Genomic DNA, 19,159 nt, shown 5'->3' on the forward strand with positions numbered 1-19,159 from the left:
GCAGCAAGCTGCATCCGACGCTCCCACGGCTTGTAGGCACACGGTTTCAGGTACTATTTCACTCCCCTCCCGGGGTACTTTTCACCATTCCCTCACGGTACTATCCGCTATCGGTCACCAGGGAATATTTAGGCTTAGCGGGTGGTCCCGCCAGATTCACACGGGATTTCTCGGGCCCCGTGCTACTTGGGTGTCTCTCAAACGAGCCGCTGACGTTTCGACTACGGGGGTCTTACCCTCTACGCCGGACCTTTCGCATGTCCTTCGTCTACATCAACGGTTTCTGACTCGTCCCACGGCCGGCAGACCGTGGAAGAGAGATCCCACAACCCCCACGACGCAACCCCTGCCGGGTCTCACACGTCGTAGGTTTAGCCTCATCCAGTTTCGCTCGCCACTACTCCCGGAATCACGGTTGTTTTCTCTTCCTGCGGGTACTGAGATGTTTCACTTCCCCGCGTTCCCTCCACTTGCCCTATGTGTTCAGGCAAGGGTGACAGCCCATGACGACTGCCGGGTTTCCCCATTCGGAAACCCCCGGATCAAAGCCTGGTTGACGACTCCCCGGGGACTATCGTGGCCTCCCACGTCCTTCATCGGTTCCTGGTGCCAAGGCATCCACCGTGCGCCCTTAAAAACTTGGCCACAGATGCTCGCGTCCACTGTGCAGTTCTCAAACAACGACCAACCACCCGTCACAACCCGCCGAAACGAATCTTTACCGGGGCCGGCAACGAAGGAACAGGCTCTCGCCCATACCCTCAGACACCCAACAGCGTGCCCGACACCCTCGCCGCTTCCCTCATTCGTTCCACGCCCCGAAGAGCAGTACTGGAAGGAGAAGACAGTCAAGTGTGCCGAATAATCAACGTTCCACCCATGAGCAACCAGCATCAGACATTCGCTGATGTACTGGCCCCTGGACCGCGTAGCGGCCTAGAAGTGCTCCTTAGAAAGGAGGTGATCCAGCCGCACCTTCCGGTACGGCTACCTTGTTACGACTTCGTCCCAATCGCCAGTCCCACCTTCGACAGCTCCCTCCCACAAGGGGTTGGGCCACCGGCTTCGGGTGTTACCGACTTTCGTGACGTGACGGGCGGTGTGTACAAGGCCCGGGAACGTATTCACCGCAGCAATGCTGATCTGCGATTACTAGCAACTCCGACTTCATGGGGTCGAGTTGCAGACCCCAATCCGAACTGAGACCGGCTTTTTGAGATTCGCTCCACCTCACGGTATCGCAGCTCATTGTACCGGCCATTGTAGCACGTGTGCAGCCCAAGACATAAGGGGCATGATGACTTGACGTCGTCCCCACCTTCCTCCGAGTTGACCCCGGCGGTCTCCTGTGAGTCCCCATCACCCCGAAGGGCATGCTGGCAACACAGAACAAGGGTTGCGCTCGTTGCGGGACTTAACCCAACATCTCACGACACGAGCTGACGACAGCCATGCACCACCTGTACACCGACCACAAGGGGGGCACTATCTCTAATGCTTTCCGGTGTATGTCAAGCCTTGGTAAGGTTCTTCGCGTTGCGTCGAATTAAGCCACATGCTCCGCTGCTTGTGCGGGCCCCCGTCAATTCCTTTGAGTTTTAGCCTTGCGGCCGTACTCCCCAGGCGGGGAACTTAATGCGTTAGCTGCGGCACCGACGACGTGGAATGTCGCCAACACCTAGTTCCCACCGTTTACGGCGTGGACTACCAGGGTATCTAATCCTGTTCGCTCCCCACGCTTTCGCTCCTCAGCGTCAGTAATGGCCCAGAGATCCGCCTTCGCCACCGGTGTTCCTCCTGATATCTGCGCATTTCACCGCTACACCAGGAATTCCGATCTCCCCTACCACACTCTAGCTAGCCCGTATCGAATGCAGACCCGGGGTTAAGCCCCGGGCTTTCACACCCGACGTGACAAGCCGCCTACGAGCTCTTTACGCCCAATAATTCCGGACAACGCTTGCGCCCTACGTATTACCGCGGCTGCTGGCACGTAGTTAGCCGGCGCTTCTTCTGCAGGTACCGTCACTTTCGCTTCTTCCCTGCTGAAAGAGGTTTACAACCCGAAGGCCGTCATCCCTCACGCGGCGTCGCTGCATCAGGCTTTCGCCCATTGTGCAATATTCCCCACTGCTGCCTCCCGTAGGAGTCTGGGCCGTGTCTCAGTCCCAGTGTGGCCGGTCGCCCTCTCAGGCCGGCTACCCGTCGTCGCCTTGGTGAGCCATTACCTCACCAACAAGCTGATAGGCCGCGGGCTCATCCTTCACCGCCGGAGCTTTCGACTCCCGCAGATGCCTGCAGGAGTGATATCCGGTATTAGACCCCGTTTCCAGGGCTTGTCCCAGAGTGAAGGGCAGATTGCCCACGTGTTACTCACCCGTTCGCCACTAATCCCCACCGAAGTGGTTCATCGTTCGACTTGCATGTGTTAAGCACGCCGCCAGCGTTCGTCCTGAGCCAGGATCAAACTCTCCGTGAATGTTTACTCGGCCAGTAAATTAATACTGCCGGTGCACACATCACGAGAGCGGAACCAGAGGGGAGGAATAGTCCCCTCGGTTCACAGCGTCCTCGCTGTGTTTTTTCAAAGGAACCTCGTCCCAGCTGATGCTGGAGACGGGGTATCAACATATCTGGCGTTGATTTTTGGCACGCTGTTGAGTTCTCAAGGAACGGACGCTTCCTTTGTACTCACCCTCTCGGGCTTTCCTCCGGGCGCTTCCCTTCGGTGTTTCCGACTCTATCAGATCCTTTTCTCGGCCTGACCCCCAGTCAGCGGGGTTCGTCTTGGGTTTTCGGGCTTCTGCCCGTCGGCCTTTCGACATTCACTACGCTAGCCGATTTCCCTGGTGACTCATAATCGAGTCCCGCGAGTTCGAATTCGGGTACGCGGGCGCACCGAAGACGACCCCGTTGAAGGGGTTCTCGGTAGGTAGTGGGTTGGCCGCTCCGGCTGCAGGCGATCGCCGTACCCGGTTCAGCGGCTTGGGCTACGTTACGCACCTTGCGCGGACGAGTCAACTTCCGTCGTCAGCTTCGACGGCGCCTGGGCGCGTGGGCCCGGTACGGGCTCACCGTCGGGTCGTCCGCGACCCAGAAGCGCCACGGGTGGACGTCGCCGTTGCCGCCCTCGCCGGCCACTCCGGTGCGGGGGCCGTTGCGTACCTGGTCGGAGGGGACGGGCGTACCGGTCAGCATCCGTATGGGGGTGTCGCCGGTGGCACAGGCGTCGGTGCCGTCGAGGGTCCGGTCCACGCCCAGGGCCGTGGCCAGCCGGGCCGGGCCCTTGGCCAGTTCCTTGTCGTTGCGGGCCGAGAGGCGGCGGGCGCGGGCCAGCTCTGCGCCCTCGACGATCTCGCCTGCGCGGAGCAGGACTCCGCTAGCCCTGCCCTCGGGTCCGCACACCAGGTTCATGCAGTTCCACATGCCATAGGTGAAGTAGACGTAGACATGGCCGGGGGGACCGAACATCACGGCGTTGCGGGCCGTGCGGCCGCGGTAGGCGTGGGAGCCCGGGTCGTTCGGGCCGTCGTAGGCCTCGACCTCCGTCAGGCGCAGGGCGATCGGACCGTCGGGGGTCGTGCGCACCAGGACGCGGCCCAGGAGGTCGGGGGCGACCTCCACTACGGGGCGGTCGAAGAACTTTCTGGGCAGCGGAGTGCGGTCCGTGGGCGCGATCACGGCTCACGAGCGTAGTCGAGGCAGGTGGGATCATTGATCGGGAATCATCCAGGAACCGATCAGGAGGTACCGAGGTGACCGAGCACAAGCGGCGGCCGCTCCCCCACGACTTCCATCCGCCCGTGCCGTCCTTCACGGTCACGAGCGACGACGTCCGGGAGGGCGCGACGCTCGGGGACGCTCAGGTCCACGCGGGCGGGAACACCTCCCCGCAGCTGCGCTGGGCGGGTTTCCCTCCGGAGACGAAGAGTTTCGCCGTGACCTGCTACGACCCGGACGCCCCGACGGGCAGCGGGTTCTGGCACTGGGTGCTGTTCGACATCCCGGCCTCGGTGACGGAGCTGCCGGCCGGTGCGGGCGGCGGCACGTTCGAGGGGCTGCCCGAGGGCGCGACGCACGCGCGCAACGACTACGGCACGAAGGACTTCGGCGGTGCCGCGCCGCCGCCCGGGGACGGACCGCACCGGTACGTGTTCACGGTGTACGCGGTGGACCAGGACAAGCTCGGTCCGGACTCGGACGCCTCGCCCGCGGTGGTGGGCTTCAATCTGCGCTTCCACACGCTGGCGCGCGCCCAGCTCATCGGTGAGTACGAGAACCCCGCCGAGGGCTGAGCCGCGCGGCGCGCAGGCCGGCGTTCACTGAACGTTTGCCCGCTTCCGGTCTGAACGTGGCCGGGAGCGGGCATTTTTATTGCGTTGTCCATCCCGGCGCGCCCGGCCAGAGTTGATCCAGCCCGCCAGGGGGTGGGCCGGCGCTCTTGGGAGGTGGGCTGGGATGCGGGACACGCTGGTGCTGAACGCGAGCTTCGAGCCACTGTCGACGGTGACGCTGAACCGGGCTGTCGTGCTGGTGCTCCAGTCGAAGGCCGTAGTCGAGCAGGCCCATCCGGAGCTGCGGCTGCGCGGCGCGCAGGTCGACATCCCCGCGCCCCGGGTGATCCGGCTGTGCCGGTATGTGCGGGTGCCGTTCCGAAGACAGGCTCCGTGGTCGAGACGGGGCGTGCTGATACGTGACCGGCACCGGTGCGCGTACTGCGGGCGGCGGGCGACGACCGTGGACCACGTGGTGCCGCGCTCGCGGGGCGGGCAGGACACCTGGCTGAACACGGTGGCCTCGTGCGCCGAGGACAACCACCGCAAGGCGGACCGGACTCCGGAGCAGGCGGGTATGCCGTTGCTGCGGGAGCCGTTCGAGCCGACCCCCGCGGACGCGATGCTTCTGGCCCTGGGGCAGGAGGAGTTCGAGGCGCTTCCCTCCTGGCTGGCCCGGTCGGCGGCCTAGCCGGACGGCAGTGGGGCCCGCCCTCGTGGTTTCTCACGAGGGCGGGCCCCACTGCCGTGTCGGAACTGCCGTGCCGGACCGGGCGGGTCAGTCGATGGACGGCTTTTCGCGGCGCTCGGTGGCCGCGGGCGCGTTGCCGCCGCCCGGAGCGCCGCCCAGGGAGCCGAAGCCGCCGATGGCTCCGGACAGGCCCTTGAGGGCGTCGCCGATCTCGCTGGGCACGATCCAGAGCTTGTTGGCGTCGCCTTCGGCGATCTTCGGCAGCATCTGGAGGTACTGGTAGGAGAGCAGCTTCTGGTCGGGGTCTCCGGCGTGGATGGACTCGAAGACCGTACGGATGGCCTGGGCCTCGCCCTCGGCGCGCAGGGCGGCGGCCTTGGCCTCACCCTCGGCGCGCAGGATCGCGGACTGCTTCTCACCCTCGGCGCGCAGGATCTCCGACTGCCGGACACCTTCGGCCTGGAGGATCGCGGCGCGCTTGTCGCGGTCGGCGCGCATCTGCTTCTCCATCGAATCCTGGATGGAGGTGGGCGGTTCGATGGCCTTGAGCTCGACGCGGTTGACGCGGATGCCCCACTTGCCTGTGGCCTCGTCGAGGACGCCGCGCAGGGCCGCGTTGATCTCCTCGCGGGAGGTCAGGGTGCGCTCCAGGTCCATGCCGCCGATGATGTTGCGCAGGGTGGTGACGGTGAGCTGCTCGATGGCCTGGATGTAGCTGGCGACCTCGTAGGTGGCGGCCCGGGCGTCGGTCACCTGGTAGTAGATGACGGTGTCGATGTTCACGACCAGGTTGTCCTGGGTGATCACCGGCTGCGGCGGGAACGGGACGACCTGTTCACGCAGGTCGATGCGGTTGCGGATGGTGTCGATGAACGGGACGACGATGTTGAGGCCCGCGTTCAGTGTCCGTGTGTAACGGCCGAAGCGCTCGACGATGGCGGCGCTCGCCTGTGGGATGACCTGGATCGTCTTGATCAGGGCGATGAAGACCAACACCACCAGGATGATCAGGACGATGATGACCGGTGCCATCGTTGCTGCCCGTACCCTTCTCCGCCTCGGCTCTTTCGGAAGATCTTGCGGCTGTTGAAGATCTTGCTGGTCGAGTCTGACAGACCGTGGCCCAACTCGTGGCCTGTTCGGTCCACTTGCGTTGTCGCCTTCGGTGCGGGGTCACATGACGACGGCGGTGGCGCCCTCGATGTCCACGACGTCGACCTGTTCGCCGACCTCGTAGGCGTGGTCGGTGTCCAGCGCGCGTGCCGACCAGATCTCCCCGGCGAGCTTGATACGGCCGCCGGAGCCGTCGACGCGTTCCAGGACGACGGCCTGCTTGCCCTTCAACGCGTCCACCCCCGTGGCCAGTTCGGGCCGCTGTTGGCGGTGCCTGGCGGCGATGGGCCGGACCACGGCGATCAGCGCGACCGAGACGACGACGAAGGTGAGCACCTGGACGACGACGCCGAAGCCGAAGCCCGCGACGACCGCGGCCACGACCGCGCCCACCGCGAACATGCCGAACTCCGGCATCGCGGTGACCACGAGCGGGATTCCGAGCGCCGCCGCGCCGACCAGCCACCACACCCATGCGTCGATGTTGTCCACATGGTCATGTTAGGCCGGGGCGCCGACGGCGGACAGGGTGCGGAGCGGTGTTCAGGACAGCGGAAGTCCCTTGGCGGTCCAGCGGTCACCGGCCTGTTCGACGACGAGCGGGAGGCCGAAGCACAGGGACAGGTTGCGGGAGGTGAGTTCGAGTTCCAGCGGTCCGGCGGCGAGGACCTTGCCCTGGCGGATCATCAGGACGTGGGTGAAGCCGGGGGCGATCTCCTCGACATGGTGGGTGACCATGATCATCGAAGGGGCGATCGGGTCGCGGGCGAGCCGGCCGAGACGGCGGACCAGGTCCTCGCGGCCGCCGAGGTCGAGACCGGCGGCGGGCTCGTCGAGCAGGAGCAGCTCGGGGTCGGTCATCAGGGCGCGGGCGATCAGGGTGCGCTTGCGCTCGCCCTCGGAGAGGGTGCCGAACCTGCGGTCCAGGTAGTCACTCATGCCGAGGCGGTCGAGGAAGGCGCGGGCGCGCTGCTCGTCGATGTCCTCGTACTCCTCCTGCCAGCCGGCCGTCATGCCGTACGCGGCGGTCAGGACGGTCTGGAGGACGGTCTGGCCCTTGGGGAGCTTCTCGGCGAGGGCGATGCCGGCGACGCCGACGCGGGGGCGCAGCTCGAAGACGTCGGTCCCGGGCCTCCCGAGGGTCTCGCCGAGGACGGTGGCGGTGCCGCTGCTGGGGAAGAGGTAGGTGGAGGCGACGTTGAGCAGGGTGGTCTTGCCGGCGCCGTTGGGGCCGAGGATGACCCAGCGTTCACCCTCCTTGACCGACCAGGAGACCTGGTCCACGAGAGCCCGGCCCTCACGGACCACGGATACGTCCTGAAGCTCCAGAACATCGCTCATGAGCGCGTTGTCTCCCCTTGCAGTGTGCCGCCGGTCTCGGCATCGCGTACGCCTGTGGCTGGGTCCGCCGCGCCGGTGGGCGCACGCAGCCCTCACCGAATCTACGCCACGAGCCGGGCAAGCCGTTCCATCGGTCCGGTCCTTAGGGTGGAGGCATGCTCTCGGAACCGCGCTCTGGACGCCTTGCCGCTTGGGGAAACTCCCTCTTGTCCGGATATGTCTCTCCGGACGACGCCGTGCTCGCGATCGTCGGGGACGACGCCGTCCACCGGGTGGAGGGGCTGCCCGGGGAGGCGGGCCCGGTCCGGCTCACGCTGGCGCTGGGGCGGCTGCGCGGGCTCGGGGTGGGCGCGCTGCGGGTGGCGCTGCCCGCGCCGGGGCATCCGCTGGGGCTGAGCGGGCCGCCGGAGTTCAACGCGCGGGCGCTGGAGGCCGGGGAGGCGGTGCTCTGCCACGGGGCCGCCTTCGGGCTGGTGCCCGAGGTGCGCGAGGCCGGGCCGGAGGGCGATGTGCACGCCGAGGTGCTGTGGCACGTGCTGCCGGCGCGGGAGGCACCGCCGGCCGACGTGCCGTCGCTGGGCGAGGCCGAGCGGGAGCTGGCGGAGGCGCTGCGGGAGGCGACGTCGGTGCTGTCGCGGCTGGACGTGGCCGGATCGGGCCCGGTGGCGGAGGCGGCGATCGACGCGTACCGGGCGCGGGCCGAACGGGGGCAGGAGGTTCTGGCACCGGGGTATCCGCCGCGGGCGGTGCGGGTGCTGGAGCTGGCGCGGCGGGTGGCGCTGCTGGTCTCGCTGGCGCACGGGAACGGGCACGGGGGCGCGGTGAGCGCATCCGAGATGGCGGCGCGGTGGGACGCGCTGCGGCCGGTGGAGCGGACGGCTCGGCGGGCGCAGGTGGCGGCGTACAACTCGGTGATCGAGGAGCGGGAGAAAAGGGCGCGCTGACGAACGGCCGCGACCGGCGTCCAGGCTGCCCGTGGACCGCGAAACGGCCTCCCGGGGGGAGCCGGGAGGCCGTCGGTCGTGGTGGGCTCAGGGCCTCACCGGGCGCAGCGGGCTCAGCGGTTGAGGCCGAGGTCGCCGAAGGCGGGGTTCAGCAGGCCGATGACGTTCACGCTGTTGCCGACGGCGTTGACCGGGATGTGGACCGGGGCCTGGACGACGTTGCCCGAGACGACGCCCGGGGAGCCCTTGGCGGCGCCGCCGGCCCAGGCGCCGTCGGTGGCGGAGGCCATCGACGCACCGGCGGCCACGAGCCCCCCGGCCACCATCGTCACGGCCGCTGCCTTCTTCAGGTTCTTCACTTTCTGACCCCTCCTGGTGATCGCCGCGGCAGGCGCCGCGGTACGCACTGGAGAACGGCCGGGCCGCGCGGAGGTTGCGCCATCCGGGGGACATTCCCACGACGGTATGAATCTCAGTCCGGAGCGGGACACTCCGGATTGCCGCGTGCGGGCGGGATCACCCGCTCAGGCCGTGGCGTACGGCCCACAGCGCGGCCTGGGTGCGGTCCGCCAGGTCGAGCTTCATCAGGATGTTCGACACATGGGTCTTGACGGTCTTCTCGGAGAGCACCAGGGCCCGGGCGATCTCGCGGTTCGAGCGGCCGTCGGCTATCAGGCCGAGCACCTCCCGCTCCCGCTCGGTCAGCGATGTCCCCCGGCTCTGGCCGGAGTTGCCCTCCTCCTGGGACAACAGGGCGCCCGCGACCTCCGGTTGGAGGAGGATGTGCCCGGCGTGCACCGAGCGGATGGCGCCGGCGAGCGCGTCGGGGTCGACGTCCTTGTAGACGTACCCGGCGGCGCCCGCGCGCAGTGCCGGGACCACCGTGCGCTGCTCGGTGAAGCTGGTGACGATCAGCACGCGCGCGGGGTTGCCGAGCTCGCGGAGCCGGCGCAGCGCCTCGACCCCGTCCATGACGGGCATCTTGACGTCCATGAGGACGACGTCGGGCCTCAGCTCCTCGGCGCGGGCGACTCCCTCGGCGCCGTCCGCCGCCTCGCCCACGACCTCGATGTCGTCCTGTACTTCCAGGAAGGTGCGCAGGCCCCGGCGGACCACCTGGTGGTCGTCGACGAGGAGCACCTTGATCGGGTCAGCCACCGGGGACCTCCATCTCGATCGCGGTGCCCTTGCCGGGCACCGATTCCACCGTCAGCCGTCCGCCGGCGCCGCTCGCCCTGTCCCGCATGGAGACCAGGCCGAGGTGACGGCCCGCGCGGCGCACCGCCTTCGGGTCGAAGCCGGTGCCGTCGTCGGTGATCCGCAGGACGGCGCCGCCGCCGCGGCGGTCCAGGGTGACGTCGACATGGTCCGCCCGCGCGTGGCGCAGGGCGTTGTGCAGGGCTTCCTGGGCGACGCGGAGCACGGCCTCCTCCTGCGCGGCCGGCAGGGCGCGGATACCGCGGGCGGTGAAGGTGACGCGCGCGCTGTGGGCGCGGTCGAGGACCTGGATCTGGGTGCGGAGGGTGGCGACCAGGCCATCCTCGTCGAGGGCGGCGGGGCGCAGCTCCACGACGGCGGCGCGCAGTTCGTCGACGGCCTCGGCGGCGAGCGCGGCCACCTGCTGCAGTTCGCCCTTGGCGCGTGCCGGGTCGCGGTCGACGAGGGCGGTGGCGGCCTGGGCGGTCAGGCGCAGGGAGAAGAGTTTCTGGCTGACCGCGTCGTGCAGTTCGTGGGCGAGGCGGGAGCGCTCCTCGGCGATGGTCAGTTCGCGGCTGCGTTCGTAGAGCCGGGCGTTGGTGAGGGCGATCGCGGCGTGCTGGGCGAGGATCGAGAGCAGTTCCTCGTCCTCCTCGGTGAAGCCGCAGCCGCCCTCGTGCCTCACGCGGTTCTTGTTCGCCAGGAACAGGGCGCCGATGACCTCGTCGCCGTCGCGGATCGGCAGGCCCAGGAAGTCGGTCATCTCGGGATGGGCGGCGGGCCAGCCCTCGAAGCGCGGGTCCTCGCGCAGGTCCGCGAGGCGTTCCACCCGGGCCTCGCTCAGCATCGCGGCGAGGATGCCGTGCTGGCGCGGGAGCGGGCCGATGGCGCGCCACTGGTCCTCGCTGATCCCGTCGACCACGAACTGGGCGAAGCCGCCGTGGTCGTCGGGTACGCCGAGGGCGGCGTACCGCGCGTCGAGCAGTTCGCGGGCCGAGGCGACGATCGTCTTCAGGACGTCGCGCACCTCGAGGTGCCTGCTCATGGCCAGCAGCGCGGAACTCACCGCGGCGAGGCCTGACCTGGGGCCTTGACTCATGTCCTCACGGTACCGGCGGGGGGTGGCGGTCCGGATCGGCCCCGCGACGGCCGTACCCGGGCCGCTGGACCTAGGTCCGGCGACCGGTTCGGGACGGTCCCCGGACGCGGGCGCGCACCCTGTCGGGTCGCCGGGAATCCGCTCACCGAGCGCGTTGCATCGGCAACGAGGGGTGAGAAAACCTCTGCCCCGATGTGAGGGCACCCATAGGACGCAGGTCACGTACGAACGGACATAGGAGACAGAGGGTCCCGTCACGAACGGCACAGACGCTCTACTCTGTCCCGTTTTGTCCGTTCCGCTCCACTATCCGGCTTCGTACGTCACACCTTTGCCACCGGATTTTGCGGCAGCTAAGAATTGCTCTCGTCGCTCAACGCCGCGGGTTTCCGCTCGCGGCGTTTGTGTGGGACGGACCCCCTCCCGCAGTCCGGAGAGCGACCTCCGCGCTACTCGAAGAGGTCTATTTCGCCATGCCCGCAAACTTCCGTCTTCCCAGTCGTGCCCTGGCCCAGCCCCGCAAGATCGCCGTCGCCGGCGTCGCCGTCCTCGGAGCGGCCGCCGTCGCCTTCTCGGCCGCGCCCGGCCACGCCGAGACGACGAGCAGCGTCGCCGCCGCCCCGGTGGTGCAGCTCGGCACCCAGCCGATCCAGGGCGTGAAGGCCAGCGTCACCGACCAGCTCGCGGGCGAGAGCGTGAAGGTCCAGGCCATAGCGGCCAAGAAGCAGGCCGCCGTGACGCAGCAGGTTCGGACCGCCGCCCTGCACAAGACCGCGGCCGCCCAGAAGGTCAAGGCCGCGCACCAGGCCAAGCAGGCCGCGAGCCGGTCCGCCCAGCGCCCGCAGATGCAGACGGTCGCCTACTCCACCCACTACGGCAACAACCTGGACGGCTGGATCCGTCAGGCGCTCGCCGTCATGAAGCAGCACAACATCCCCGGCTCCTACAGCGGCCTGCACCGCAACATCATGCGGGAGTCCTCGGGCAACCCGAACGCCATCAACAACTGGGACATCAACGCCCGCAACGGCATCCCCTCCAAGGGCCTGCTGCAGGTCATCGACCCGACCTTCCGCGCGTACCACGTCCCCGGCACGTCGTGGAACATCTACGACCCGGTCGCCAACATCACCGCCGCCGCCAACTACGCGGCGCACCGGTACGGCTCGATGGACAACGTCAACAGCGCGTACTGAGGCCGGCGCGGACCTCTGACGAGACGCGGAAGGGCGGCACCCCGTTGCGGGGTGCCGCCCTTCGTGCCGTGCCGCGGCGCGGTTACTTGCGCATGACCTCCGGCTCGTGGCGGCGCAGGAAGCGCGCCACCAGGAAGCCGCACACGACGCCGAGCACGATCAGCATGACCATGTCGAGGCTCCAGGCGGAGGCGGTGTGGTTCCACAGCGGGTCGGTGCTGGTCGGGTCGTCGGTGTTCGGGGCGATGTTGTTGAAGTCCAGCGTGGTACCGGCGGCGGCCACCGCCCAGCGCGACGGCATCAGGTACGAGAACTCGTTGACGCCGACGGTGCCGTTCAGCGTGAACAGGCAGCCGGTGAACACGACCTGGACGATGGCGAACATCACCAGCAGCGGCATGGTCTTCTCGGCGGTCTTCACCAGCGAGGAGATGACCAGGCCGAACATCATCGCGGTGAAGCCGAGCGCCATGATCGGCAGGCACAGCTCGAACAGCGTGGCGCTGCCCAGGATCAGGCCCTTTTCGGGGATCTCGCGGCTGGAGAAGCCGATCAGTCCGACCATCAGTCCCTGGATCACGGTGACCACGCCGAGCACGATCACCTTCGACATCAGGTACGCCGAGCGGGACAGGCCGGTGGCGCGTTCCCGCTCGTAGATGACCCGTTCCTTGATCAGCTCGCGGACGGAGTTCGCGGCGCCCGCGAAACAGGCGCCGACCGCGAGGATCAGCAGCACCGTGGTCGCCGTGCCGTTCGGGACGTGCAGCCCCGTCGTCCGGTTGATCTGCTCGTTGACCAGCAGCCCGCGGTTGTGGTCGATGAGCAGGCTGACCGCGCCGAGCACCGCCGGCAGGATCACCGACAGCGCCAGGAAGCCCTTGTCGGAGGCGATCACCGACGCGTACCGCCGGATCAGGGTCATCAGCTGCGAGCCCCAGCCCTGCGGCTTGGGCGGCTTGATGGCCGGCGGGGGCATCTGTACGGCCTGCGGCTCGACGGCGTCGATGTCCGCGGCGTACATCTGGTAGTGCTGCGAGCCCTTCCAGCGGCCGGCCCAGTCGTAGTCGCGGTAGTTCTCGAAGGCGGAGAACACATCGGCCCAGGTGTCGTAGCCGAAGAAGTTCAGCGCCTCCTCCGGCGGGCCGAAGTAGGCCACGGCGCCGCCCGGCGCCATCACCAGCAGCTTGTCGCACAGGGCCAGCTCGGCCACCGAGTGGGTGACGACGAGGACCGTGCGGCCGTCGTCCGCCAGGCCTCGCAACAGCTGCATGACGTCGCGGTCCATGCCCGGGTCGAGACCGGAGGTCGGCTCGTCCAGGAAGATCAGCGACGGCTTGGTGAGCAGCTCCAGCGCCACCGAGACGCGCTTGCGCTGGCCGCCGGACAGGGAGGTGACCTTCTTGTCCTTGTGGACGTCCAGCTTCAGCTCGCGCAGCACCTCGTCTATGCGGGCCTCGCGCTCGGCCGCCGTGGTGTCGGCCGGGAAGCGCAGCTTGGCCGCGTACTTCAGGGCCTTCTTCACGGCCAGTTCCTTGTGCAGGATGTCGTCCTGCGGAACCAGGCCGATGCGCTGGCGCAGCTCGGCGAACTGCTTGTAGAGGTTGCGGTGGTCGTAGAGGACCTCGCCCTGGTCGGCGGGCCGGTAGCCGGTGAGCGCCTTCAGCAGGGTCGACTTGCCGGAACCGGACGGGCCGATCACTCCGACCAGCGACTTCTCCGGGAGGCCGAAGGAGACGTCCCGCAGGATCTGCTTGCCGCCGTCGACCGTCACGGTCAGGTGGCGGGCGGAGAAGGACACCTCACCGGTGTCGACGAACTCCTCGAGCCGGTCGCCGACGATCCGGAACGCCGAGTGACCGACGCCGACGATGTCCGTCGGGCCGAGCTGCACCGTGCCGCCCTTGGGCACCGGGTGGCCGTTGACGTACGTGCCGTTGTGCGAGCCGAGGTCGCGGATCTCGAAGCGGCCGTCGGGTGTGGCGTGGAACTCCGCGTGGTTGCGGGAGACCTGGAGGTCGGAGACGACCAGGTCGTTCTCCAGGGCACGGCCGATGCGCATCACACGGCCGAGCGAGAACTGGTAGAAGGTCGTCGGGCTGCGGTCGCCGTAAGCCGGCGGCGCCCCCGCGCCACTGCCGGGGCCGCCCTGCTGCTGCGGGATCGACGGCGTCTGCGGGCCCTGCTGCGGCTGCTGCCAGTCGGCCCGCGGTGGCTGCGGCTGCGGTTCCTGCTGTTGCGCCCAGCCGGGGTTCGCGCCCTGGGCCGCGTACGGCTGCTGCTGCGGCTGGGCCTGCGGGCTCGCAGCCGGGGCCGCGGCGCCGACGAGGCTCAGGACGGGACCGTCGGTCGCGTTCCCGAGATGCACGGCCGAACCGGGTCCGAGCTCCAGCTGGTTGACCCGACGGCCCTGCGCGAACGTGCCGTTGGTGCTGCCGTGGTCCTCGATGACCCAACTGCGGCCGTTGTAGCTGACCGTGGCGTGACGCCAGGAGACCCTGGCGTCGTCGAACACGATGTCCCCCTGTGGATCGCGTCCCAGGGCGTAGGACCTGGACGGGTCGAGCGTCCAGGTCCGTCCATTGGTTTCCAGTACGAGTTCCGGCACTCCAAGCCCCACTGAGTTGTCCCCCGAGTTACCCCCGTCGCGGGGAGTCTAGGGATGTCGAACATCGGGGGGAACTATTTCAGGCTCAGCCCACTGACCGAAAGCCGGGCCTTGTGAAGAGTGTCTACGTCCGCTTCGGCCGCCTTTTCGCCGCCGGGGTTGAAACCCGGCCGCAGAGTGGTATTTCACGCGAGGGGGGACATGCGCGGCGGCCGGGCCGCGCCGCGGATCGGGGGGTCTGCCATGAGCGCTGTCACGGACGCCGGAACCATGAGGCACGGTGCGCGCCTGCCGTGGCTCGACGTGCTGCTGTCCGCGATCGCCTCCGTGAGCTGGGCGTTGACCGGCATGGCGGGCACGGCCGCGCTCGGTCTGCATCTGCTGCGGGCCGACGCGGCGGGCTCGCTGGGGCCGATGACCGTCGCCGTGGTGGCACTTGGGGCGGGTGGTTCGGTCACGCCGTCCGGCGAAGTGTCCGCGTTCGGCCTGAAAGGCGCCGAGGCGCACACCGCCCTCCAGATCACGCCACTCGGGGTGAGCCTGGTCGGTGCGCTGCTGCTGTCGTGGTTCTTCCTGCGGTCCTTGCGCGCAGCGGGAGTTGTGATCACGCCGGCCGAACTCCTGGCCCGGGCGGGCGCGGTGGTGACGCTGTTCGTGGCGGTGCTGGGTGGGCTCGCCTGGGCGGGGCACGACGTCGTCGACGTCGACGCGGGTGCGCTCGGGCTCGGCGGGGCGGCGGGCGGCGCGGGATCCGGTGGCCTGAGCATTCCCGGGCTCGGTGACCTGGGGGACATCGGCGGGCACCTGCCCGACCGCGTCGGCGGGCTCATCGGCGCCAAGGCGGCGGTCGGCTTCACCGTCGACACGGCGCCGACCCTGCTGGGCGGGCTCGGCTGGTCGGCCGGGGTCCTGCTGATCGCGCTGCTCGCCTCGCGCCGCACGCCGCTGCCGCCCGGCTGGGAGGCCGTGCACCGGGTGGTGCGGCCGGCCGTGTCGGCGCTCGTCACGGTGCTGATGGCCGCCGCGGCGGCGGGACTCGCGGCGGCCGCGTACGCGGCGGTCGGCGACGACCATCCGCGGCGCGTCGCGGGCGCGGCTCTGCTCGGCACCCCCAACGGGGTCTGGCTCGGCCTCCCGATCGGTCTCTTCGTCCCCTGGGACGGCACGGCGACGGGCGGACTGGCCGGGGTCCTGCCGGACCCCCTGGGCAGGCTGCTGACCGCGCACTCCGACCAGCCGGTCACGCTCTCCCGGCTGGCCGGACTGGACGGCCGGGTGTGGCTGCTGGGCGTCGCGGCGGCGCTGGCGATGCTGCTGGCGGGAGTACTGACGGCGGTACGGACACCGACGGGGGCGGCTCAGGGCCGCCACGGCACTCTCGGCTTCGCGGGTCGGTGCGCGCTGCGGCTGGGCATCGCCACCGCGCTGACGCTGCCGTTGCTCGCGTGGCTGACGGAGGTGTCCGTGGACGCGTCCTTGTCCGTCCTCGGACTCGACGTGTTCGGCGCCGGGGTGGAACTGCGCGGCCACCCGGGAACGGCCCTGCTGCTCGGCGCCGTGTGGGGAGCCGGCGCGGGCGCCGTGGGCGCGCTGCTGGCGACGGGGGCGGGAGCCGCCGGCAGTCGCGCGGCACCGTTGGCACGGGGTGAGGCGGGAGTGGCCACAGCCGTGGAGAACCCGGGCCACGAGGTGCGGCCCGGGCCCGCCGGGGGCACCCCCTACTCCCCGGCCGCGCCCTACCGCCCACCGAACCCGTCCACCAACCCGTACTTGCGCCTGCCGGACGAACTGCGGGCCCCGCGGGGCACCCACCCGCCCGACGACCGGGGGCCGGCCGACCACACCGAGCCCCCGACCGCGCCGGGCAGCGGTGGGCGGGCCCGGCCGGCCGCCTCGGGGCGCGACATGTACGGGGCGCCGACGGTGGCCGGTCCACTGCAGCCCCAGCCCCCTCCTCCCCCGCGACCGCCCGGGCGGCCTCCGCGGCCCGCGCGGTCGCCGGGAGCACCGGGGGCGCCGGACGGCGGACCGCCGCCCTTGCCTCCGAGGCCTCCCCGGCCTCCCAAGAAGGACTGACCGCCGGACAGCTGGTGGCGGGTGGCAGCCGGGGCGTCGTCCCGTGGACATCTGTTGTTCGCTGTCCGGCAGGCGGACCTGAGGGGCAGGGGGCACTGGGTGCCGGATACGGTGGAAGCACCATGAGCGCTTCGCAGACCTCTGCCGATCCCACCCTTCTCGTCAAGATCTTCGGGAAGGACAGGCCGGGCATCACGGCCGGTCTCTTCGACACCCTCGCCGCCTACTCCGTCGACGTCGTCGACATCGAGCAGGTCGTCACCCGCGGCCGGATCGTGCTGTGCGCGCTCGTCAGCCAGCCGCCCCCCGGGCTGGAGGGTGACCTGCGGGCCACAGTGCACAGCTGGGCCGAGTCGATGAAGATGCAGGCGGAGATCATCTCCGGTCACGGCGACAACCGTCCGCGCGGCCTCGGGCGCTCCCTGGTCACGGTTCTCGGCCACCCGCTCACCGCGGAGGCGACCGCCCGGATCGCCGCCCGGATCACCCGGGCCGGCGGCAACATCGACCGTATCTTCCGGCTGGCCAAGTACCCGGTGACGGCGGTGGAGTTCGCGGTGTCCGGCGTGGAGACGGAGCCGCTGCGCACCGCCCTGGCGACGGAGGCCGCGGCACTCGGTGTCGATGTCGCGGTCGTCGGGGCCGGCCTGCACCGGCGGGCCCAGCGCCTGGTCGTCATGGACGTGGACTCCACGCTCATCCAGGACGAGGTGATCGAACTGTTCGCCGGGCACGCCGGCTGCGAGGACAAGGTCGCCGAGGTGACGGCGGCGGCGATGCGCGGCGAGCTGGACTTCGAGCAGTCCCTGCACGCGCGCGTGGCGCTGCTGGAGGGGCTGGACGCCTCCGTGGTGGACAAGGTGCGCAGCGAGGTGCGTCTGACGCCGGGCGCGCGCACCCTGATCCGTACGCTCAAGCGGCTCGGTTACCAGGTCGGTGTCGTCTCGGGTGGCTTCACCCAGGTCACGGACGATCTGAAGGAGCGGCTCGGACTGGACTTCGCGCAGGCCAACACGCTGGAGATCGTCGACGGCAGGCTGACCGGCCGGGTCACCGGCGAGATCGTCGACCGGGCGGGCAAGGCGCGGCTGCTGCGCAGGTTCGCCGCCGAGGCGGGTGTCCCGCTGTCGCAGACGGTCGCGATCGGTGACGGCGCCAACGACCTGGACATGCTGAACGCGGCCGGCCTCGGAGTCGCCTTCAACGCCAAGCCGGTGGTGCGGGAGGCGGCGCACACGGCGGTGAACGTGCCGTTCCTCGACACCGTCCTGTACCTGCTCGGGGTCACCCGCGAAGAGGTCGAGGCCGCGGACGCCCACGAGGAAGGCTGAGCGGTCCCGCCGGCCGCCTCCCGCACAGTCTCCCGCACCGCCGCCGGGCTACTCCGACGGAGCCCAGTAGTCGAGCAGGGTGGCCACGCCCGGCTCCAGGGCCTTCCAGGATCCCTCGAAGGAGACCACGGCGAACGCGGCGGCCGGGAACCCGCGGCGGCTCATCCGCTCGCGGGCGTCGCCCTCGGCCGAGCCGGACAGCACCTCGGCGAGGCCCTGGATGCCGGGGTTGTGGCCGATGAGGATCACATTCCGCGCGTCGTCCGGCGTCTCGTTGAGCACGGTGATCAGCTCGCCGGGCGAGGCGTCGTAGACCCGCTCCTCGTAGACGGTCTTCGGTCGATGCGGCAACTCGTGGACGGCGAGCTTCCAGGTCTCGCGGGTCCGGGTCGCGGTCGAGCAGAGGGCCAGATCGAAGGAGACACCGGTGTCGGCCAGCTTGCGGCCGGCGACCGCGGCGTCCGTGCGGCCCCTCTCGCCGAGTGGTCGTTCGTGGTCGGTCACCTGCGGCCAGTCGGCTTTCGCATGCCGGAAGAGGACAATCCTGCGGGGTTCTGCGACGCTCATGGGTCCCAGCTTCGCATGAAACAGGTTGGGGGGCGCAGGGAGTTGACATGCGGCTTCCCGGGCGGGGCGGGCGGAACGAGGACGTGCGCGGGGGCGGTGCCCGGACGCCGCCGCGGGGAGTCAGAGGGCGAGCAGTTCCCGGGCGTGCCGCAGGAGCTGAGCGATCGCGGGGGCGCCGCCCGCCGCCTGGGCGTCCGCCGGGTTGCTTATCAGGAGGAGCAGCGCGACGAAGGCCAGCACGGGCAGGGCCAGGGCCCACCAGGGCAGCCGGGAGTCGACGCCGGCGCCCGTGGTCGCCGGGTGGGGCCGGGTGTGCGTACGGGCCGACATGATCGCCTCCGCTGGTCTCCGAGGTCCGCGGACCGCCTCGCGCGGTCACATCTCGAAGCTACGGAATCCGTGCTCCACGGCCCATCCGGTGATCCACCCACTTGCCCCTGACCCTCACCCCCTAGGGGATGGGGGGTTAACCCCACCATCGACCCTGAGAACGGGCCCACCGGCGTCCGGGCGTCACAGGACGCACACGCGGCTCGGGGCCGCGCGGCGGCGGGTGGGTCACGGCGCCGCGAGGCTCGCGACGACGGCGATGATCACGAAGATGGCGAAGAACGCGCCGAGGACGAGCAGCATCTTCCTCTGGCCGTTCTTGGGGTTCGGGTCGAGCACAGGCTGCATGCGCCCCAGTCTCGCACCCTTCGTCCGGAACACGGTCCCCGGGG

At 69.6% G+C, this 19,159-nt stretch carries 17 protein-coding genes and 2 rRNA genes; 6 read left to right on the forward strand and 13 right to left on the reverse strand.

Annotated elements, in window-relative coordinates; all coding sequences use genetic code 11:
• From ACIP4X_RS00005 to ACIP4X_RS00015, 3 genes are all read right to left on the reverse strand, one after another.
• Window positions 1-645 (reverse strand): 23S ribosomal RNA (locus ACIP4X_RS00005); the annotation flags it as partial.
• A 308-nt stretch (window positions 646-953) separates the two neighbouring features.
• Window positions 954-2,479, reverse strand: a 16S ribosomal RNA gene (locus tag ACIP4X_RS00010).
• Between the two features lie 551 nt (window positions 2,480-3,030).
• Entirely contained in the window at window positions 3,031-3,681 is a 651-nt protein-coding gene (locus tag ACIP4X_RS00015; protein ID WP_401345835.1) for a DNA-3-methyladenine glycosylase, read from the reverse strand.
• Between the two features lie 74 nt (window positions 3,682-3,755).
• On the opposite strand from ACIP4X_RS00015, the gene ACIP4X_RS00020 reads away from it, so the two are divergent.
• Window positions 3,756-4,295 carry a YbhB/YbcL family Raf kinase inhibitor-like protein gene (locus ACIP4X_RS00020; RefSeq protein WP_358737548.1) on the forward strand — a complete coding sequence of 180 codons (540 nt, stop codon included), beginning with the start codon at window positions 3,756-3,758 and terminating at the stop codon, window positions 4,293-4,295.
• A 163-nt stretch (window positions 4,296-4,458) separates the two neighbouring features.
• Window positions 4,459-4,965, forward strand: a complete 507-nt coding sequence (locus tag ACIP4X_RS00025) for an HNH endonuclease (protein ID WP_358737549.1) — start codon at window positions 4,459-4,461, stop codon at window positions 4,963-4,965.
• 87 nt (window positions 4,966-5,052) lie between these two features.
• Here the strand turns inward: ACIP4X_RS00025 and ACIP4X_RS00030 are convergent, their stop codons facing one another.
• The 3 genes from ACIP4X_RS00030 to ACIP4X_RS00040 form a co-directional block, all read right to left on the reverse strand.
• On the reverse strand, window positions 5,053-5,997 hold the full coding sequence (locus ACIP4X_RS00030; RefSeq protein WP_358737551.1) for an SPFH domain-containing protein: 945 nt from the start codon (window positions 5,995-5,997) through the stop codon (window positions 5,053-5,055).
• A 141-nt stretch (window positions 5,998-6,138) separates the two neighbouring features.
• Window positions 6,139-6,570 (reverse strand): NfeD family protein, encoded by a 432-nt coding sequence (locus tag ACIP4X_RS00035; protein ID WP_358737552.1) that lies wholly within the window; start codon window positions 6,568-6,570, stop codon window positions 6,139-6,141.
• A 51-nt stretch (window positions 6,571-6,621) separates the two neighbouring features.
• On the reverse strand, window positions 6,622-7,419 hold the full coding sequence (locus ACIP4X_RS00040; protein WP_358737554.1) for an ABC transporter ATP-binding protein: 798 nt from the start codon (window positions 7,417-7,419) through the stop codon (window positions 6,622-6,624).
• A gap of 155 nt (window positions 7,420-7,574) precedes the next feature.
• Here ACIP4X_RS00040 and ACIP4X_RS00045 point away from each other — a divergent pair, with 155 nt between their 5' ends.
• Complete coding sequence (locus tag ACIP4X_RS00045) at window positions 7,575-8,363, forward strand: hypothetical protein (RefSeq protein ID WP_358737555.1); 789 nt, start codon at window positions 7,575-7,577, stop codon at window positions 8,361-8,363.
• A 113-nt stretch (window positions 8,364-8,476) separates the two neighbouring features.
• Here the strand turns inward: ACIP4X_RS00045 and ACIP4X_RS00050 are convergent, their stop codons facing one another.
• From ACIP4X_RS00050 to ACIP4X_RS00060, 3 genes are all read right to left on the reverse strand, one after another.
• Window positions 8,477-8,722, reverse strand: coding sequence for a chaplin (locus ACIP4X_RS00050; RefSeq protein ID WP_401345840.1), 246 nt, complete (start codon window positions 8,720-8,722; stop codon window positions 8,477-8,479).
• Between the two features lie 157 nt (window positions 8,723-8,879).
• Window positions 8,880-9,521: a response regulator transcription factor gene (locus tag ACIP4X_RS00055; protein WP_358737559.1), complete on the reverse strand. Its 642-nt coding sequence runs from the start codon at window positions 9,519-9,521 to the stop codon at window positions 8,880-8,882.
• Window positions 9,514-10,659, reverse strand: a complete 1,146-nt coding sequence (locus ACIP4X_RS00060) for a GAF domain-containing sensor histidine kinase (protein ID WP_358737561.1) — start codon at window positions 10,657-10,659, stop codon at window positions 9,514-9,516. The genes ACIP4X_RS00055 and ACIP4X_RS00060 overlap by 8 nt, the downstream gene beginning before the upstream one ends.
• A gap of 473 nt (window positions 10,660-11,132) precedes the next feature.
• On the opposite strand from ACIP4X_RS00060, the gene ACIP4X_RS00065 reads away from it, so the two are divergent.
• Window positions 11,133-11,855: a transglycosylase SLT domain-containing protein gene (locus ACIP4X_RS00065; protein WP_358737563.1), complete on the forward strand. Its 723-nt coding sequence runs from the start codon at window positions 11,133-11,135 to the stop codon at window positions 11,853-11,855.
• An 82-nt stretch (window positions 11,856-11,937) separates the two neighbouring features.
• Here ACIP4X_RS00065 and ACIP4X_RS00070 read toward each other — a convergent pair whose 3' ends face one another.
• Window positions 11,938-14,463, reverse strand: a complete 2,526-nt coding sequence (locus ACIP4X_RS00070) for an FHA domain-containing protein (protein ID WP_391453788.1) — start codon at window positions 14,461-14,463, stop codon at window positions 11,938-11,940.
• 243 nt (window positions 14,464-14,706) lie between these two features.
• On the opposite strand from ACIP4X_RS00070, the gene ACIP4X_RS00075 reads away from it, so the two are divergent.
• A complete protein-coding gene (locus ACIP4X_RS00075; protein WP_401345845.1) occupies window positions 14,707-16,539 on the forward strand; it encodes a streptophobe family protein in 1,833 nt (610 codons plus the stop codon).
• 122 nt (window positions 16,540-16,661) lie between these two features.
• Window positions 16,662-17,870, forward strand: a complete 1,209-nt coding sequence (serB, locus tag ACIP4X_RS00080) for a phosphoserine phosphatase SerB (RefSeq protein ID WP_358737566.1) — start codon at window positions 16,662-16,664, stop codon at window positions 17,868-17,870.
• Window positions 17,871-17,918: 48 nt separating this feature from the next.
• On the opposite strand, the gene ACIP4X_RS00085 is transcribed toward serB, so the two are convergent.
• The 3 genes from ACIP4X_RS00085 to ACIP4X_RS00095 all read right to left on the reverse strand — a co-directional run bounded on the left by ACIP4X_RS00085 (window position 17,919) and on the right by ACIP4X_RS00095 (window position 19,115).
• Window positions 17,919-18,437 carry a histidine phosphatase family protein gene (locus ACIP4X_RS00085; protein ID WP_358737568.1) on the reverse strand — a complete coding sequence of 173 codons (519 nt, stop codon included), beginning with the start codon at window positions 18,435-18,437 and terminating at the stop codon, window positions 17,919-17,921.
• 120 nt (window positions 18,438-18,557) lie between these two features.
• On the reverse strand, window positions 18,558-18,767 hold the full coding sequence (locus ACIP4X_RS00090; RefSeq protein WP_358737570.1) for a hypothetical protein: 210 nt from the start codon (window positions 18,765-18,767) through the stop codon (window positions 18,558-18,560).
• A gap of 228 nt (window positions 18,768-18,995) precedes the next feature.
• Entirely contained in the window at window positions 18,996-19,115 is a 120-nt protein-coding gene (locus ACIP4X_RS00095; protein ID WP_358737572.1) for an SGM_5486 family transporter-associated protein, read from the reverse strand.
• Window positions 19,116-19,159 lie beyond the last annotated feature (44 nt).

The sequence above is a fragment of the Streptomyces sp. NPDC088817 genome, assembly GCF_044750345.1.
Classification (GTDB): Bacteria; Actinomycetota; Actinomycetes; order Streptomycetales; family Streptomycetaceae; genus Streptomyces.

What these genes read in the sequence shown, in the direction of transcription:
- ACIP4X_RS00060 (WP_358737561.1), bottom strand. Translation starts at nt 10,659, where the DNA reads ATGAGTCAAGGCCCCAGGTCAGGCCTCGCCGCGGTGAGTTCCGCGCTG.
- ACIP4X_RS00075 (WP_401345845.1), top strand. Translation starts at nt 14,707, where the DNA reads ATGAGCGCTGTCACGGACGCCGGAACCATGAGGCACGGTGCGCGCCTG.
- ACIP4X_RS00085 (WP_358737568.1), bottom strand. Translation starts at nt 18,437, where the DNA reads ATGAGCGTCGCAGAACCCCGCAGGATTGTCCTCTTCCGGCATGCGAAA.
- ACIP4X_RS00025 (WP_358737549.1), top strand. Translation starts at nt 4,459, where the DNA reads ATGCGGGACACGCTGGTGCTGAACGCGAGCTTCGAGCCACTGTCGACG.
- ACIP4X_RS00045 (WP_358737555.1), top strand. Translation starts at nt 7,575, where the DNA reads ATGCTCTCGGAACCGCGCTCTGGACGCCTTGCCGCTTGGGGAAACTCC.
- ACIP4X_RS00095 (WP_358737572.1), bottom strand. Translation starts at nt 19,115, where the DNA reads ATGCAGCCTGTGCTCGACCCGAACCCCAAGAACGGCCAGAGGAAGATG.
- ACIP4X_RS00040 (WP_358737554.1), bottom strand. Translation starts at nt 7,419, where the DNA reads ATGAGCGATGTTCTGGAGCTTCAGGACGTATCCGTGGTCCGTGAGGGC.
- ACIP4X_RS00030 (WP_358737551.1), bottom strand. Translation starts at nt 5,997, where the DNA reads ATGGCACCGGTCATCATCGTCCTGATCATCCTGGTGGTGTTGGTCTTC.
- serB (WP_358737566.1), top strand. Translation starts at nt 16,662, where the DNA reads ATGAGCGCTTCGCAGACCTCTGCCGATCCCACCCTTCTCGTCAAGATC.
- ACIP4X_RS00090 (WP_358737570.1), bottom strand. Translation starts at nt 18,767, where the DNA reads ATGTCGGCCCGTACGCACACCCGGCCCCACCCGGCGACCACGGGCGCC.
- ACIP4X_RS00065 (WP_358737563.1), top strand. Translation starts at nt 11,133, where the DNA reads ATGCCCGCAAACTTCCGTCTTCCCAGTCGTGCCCTGGCCCAGCCCCGC.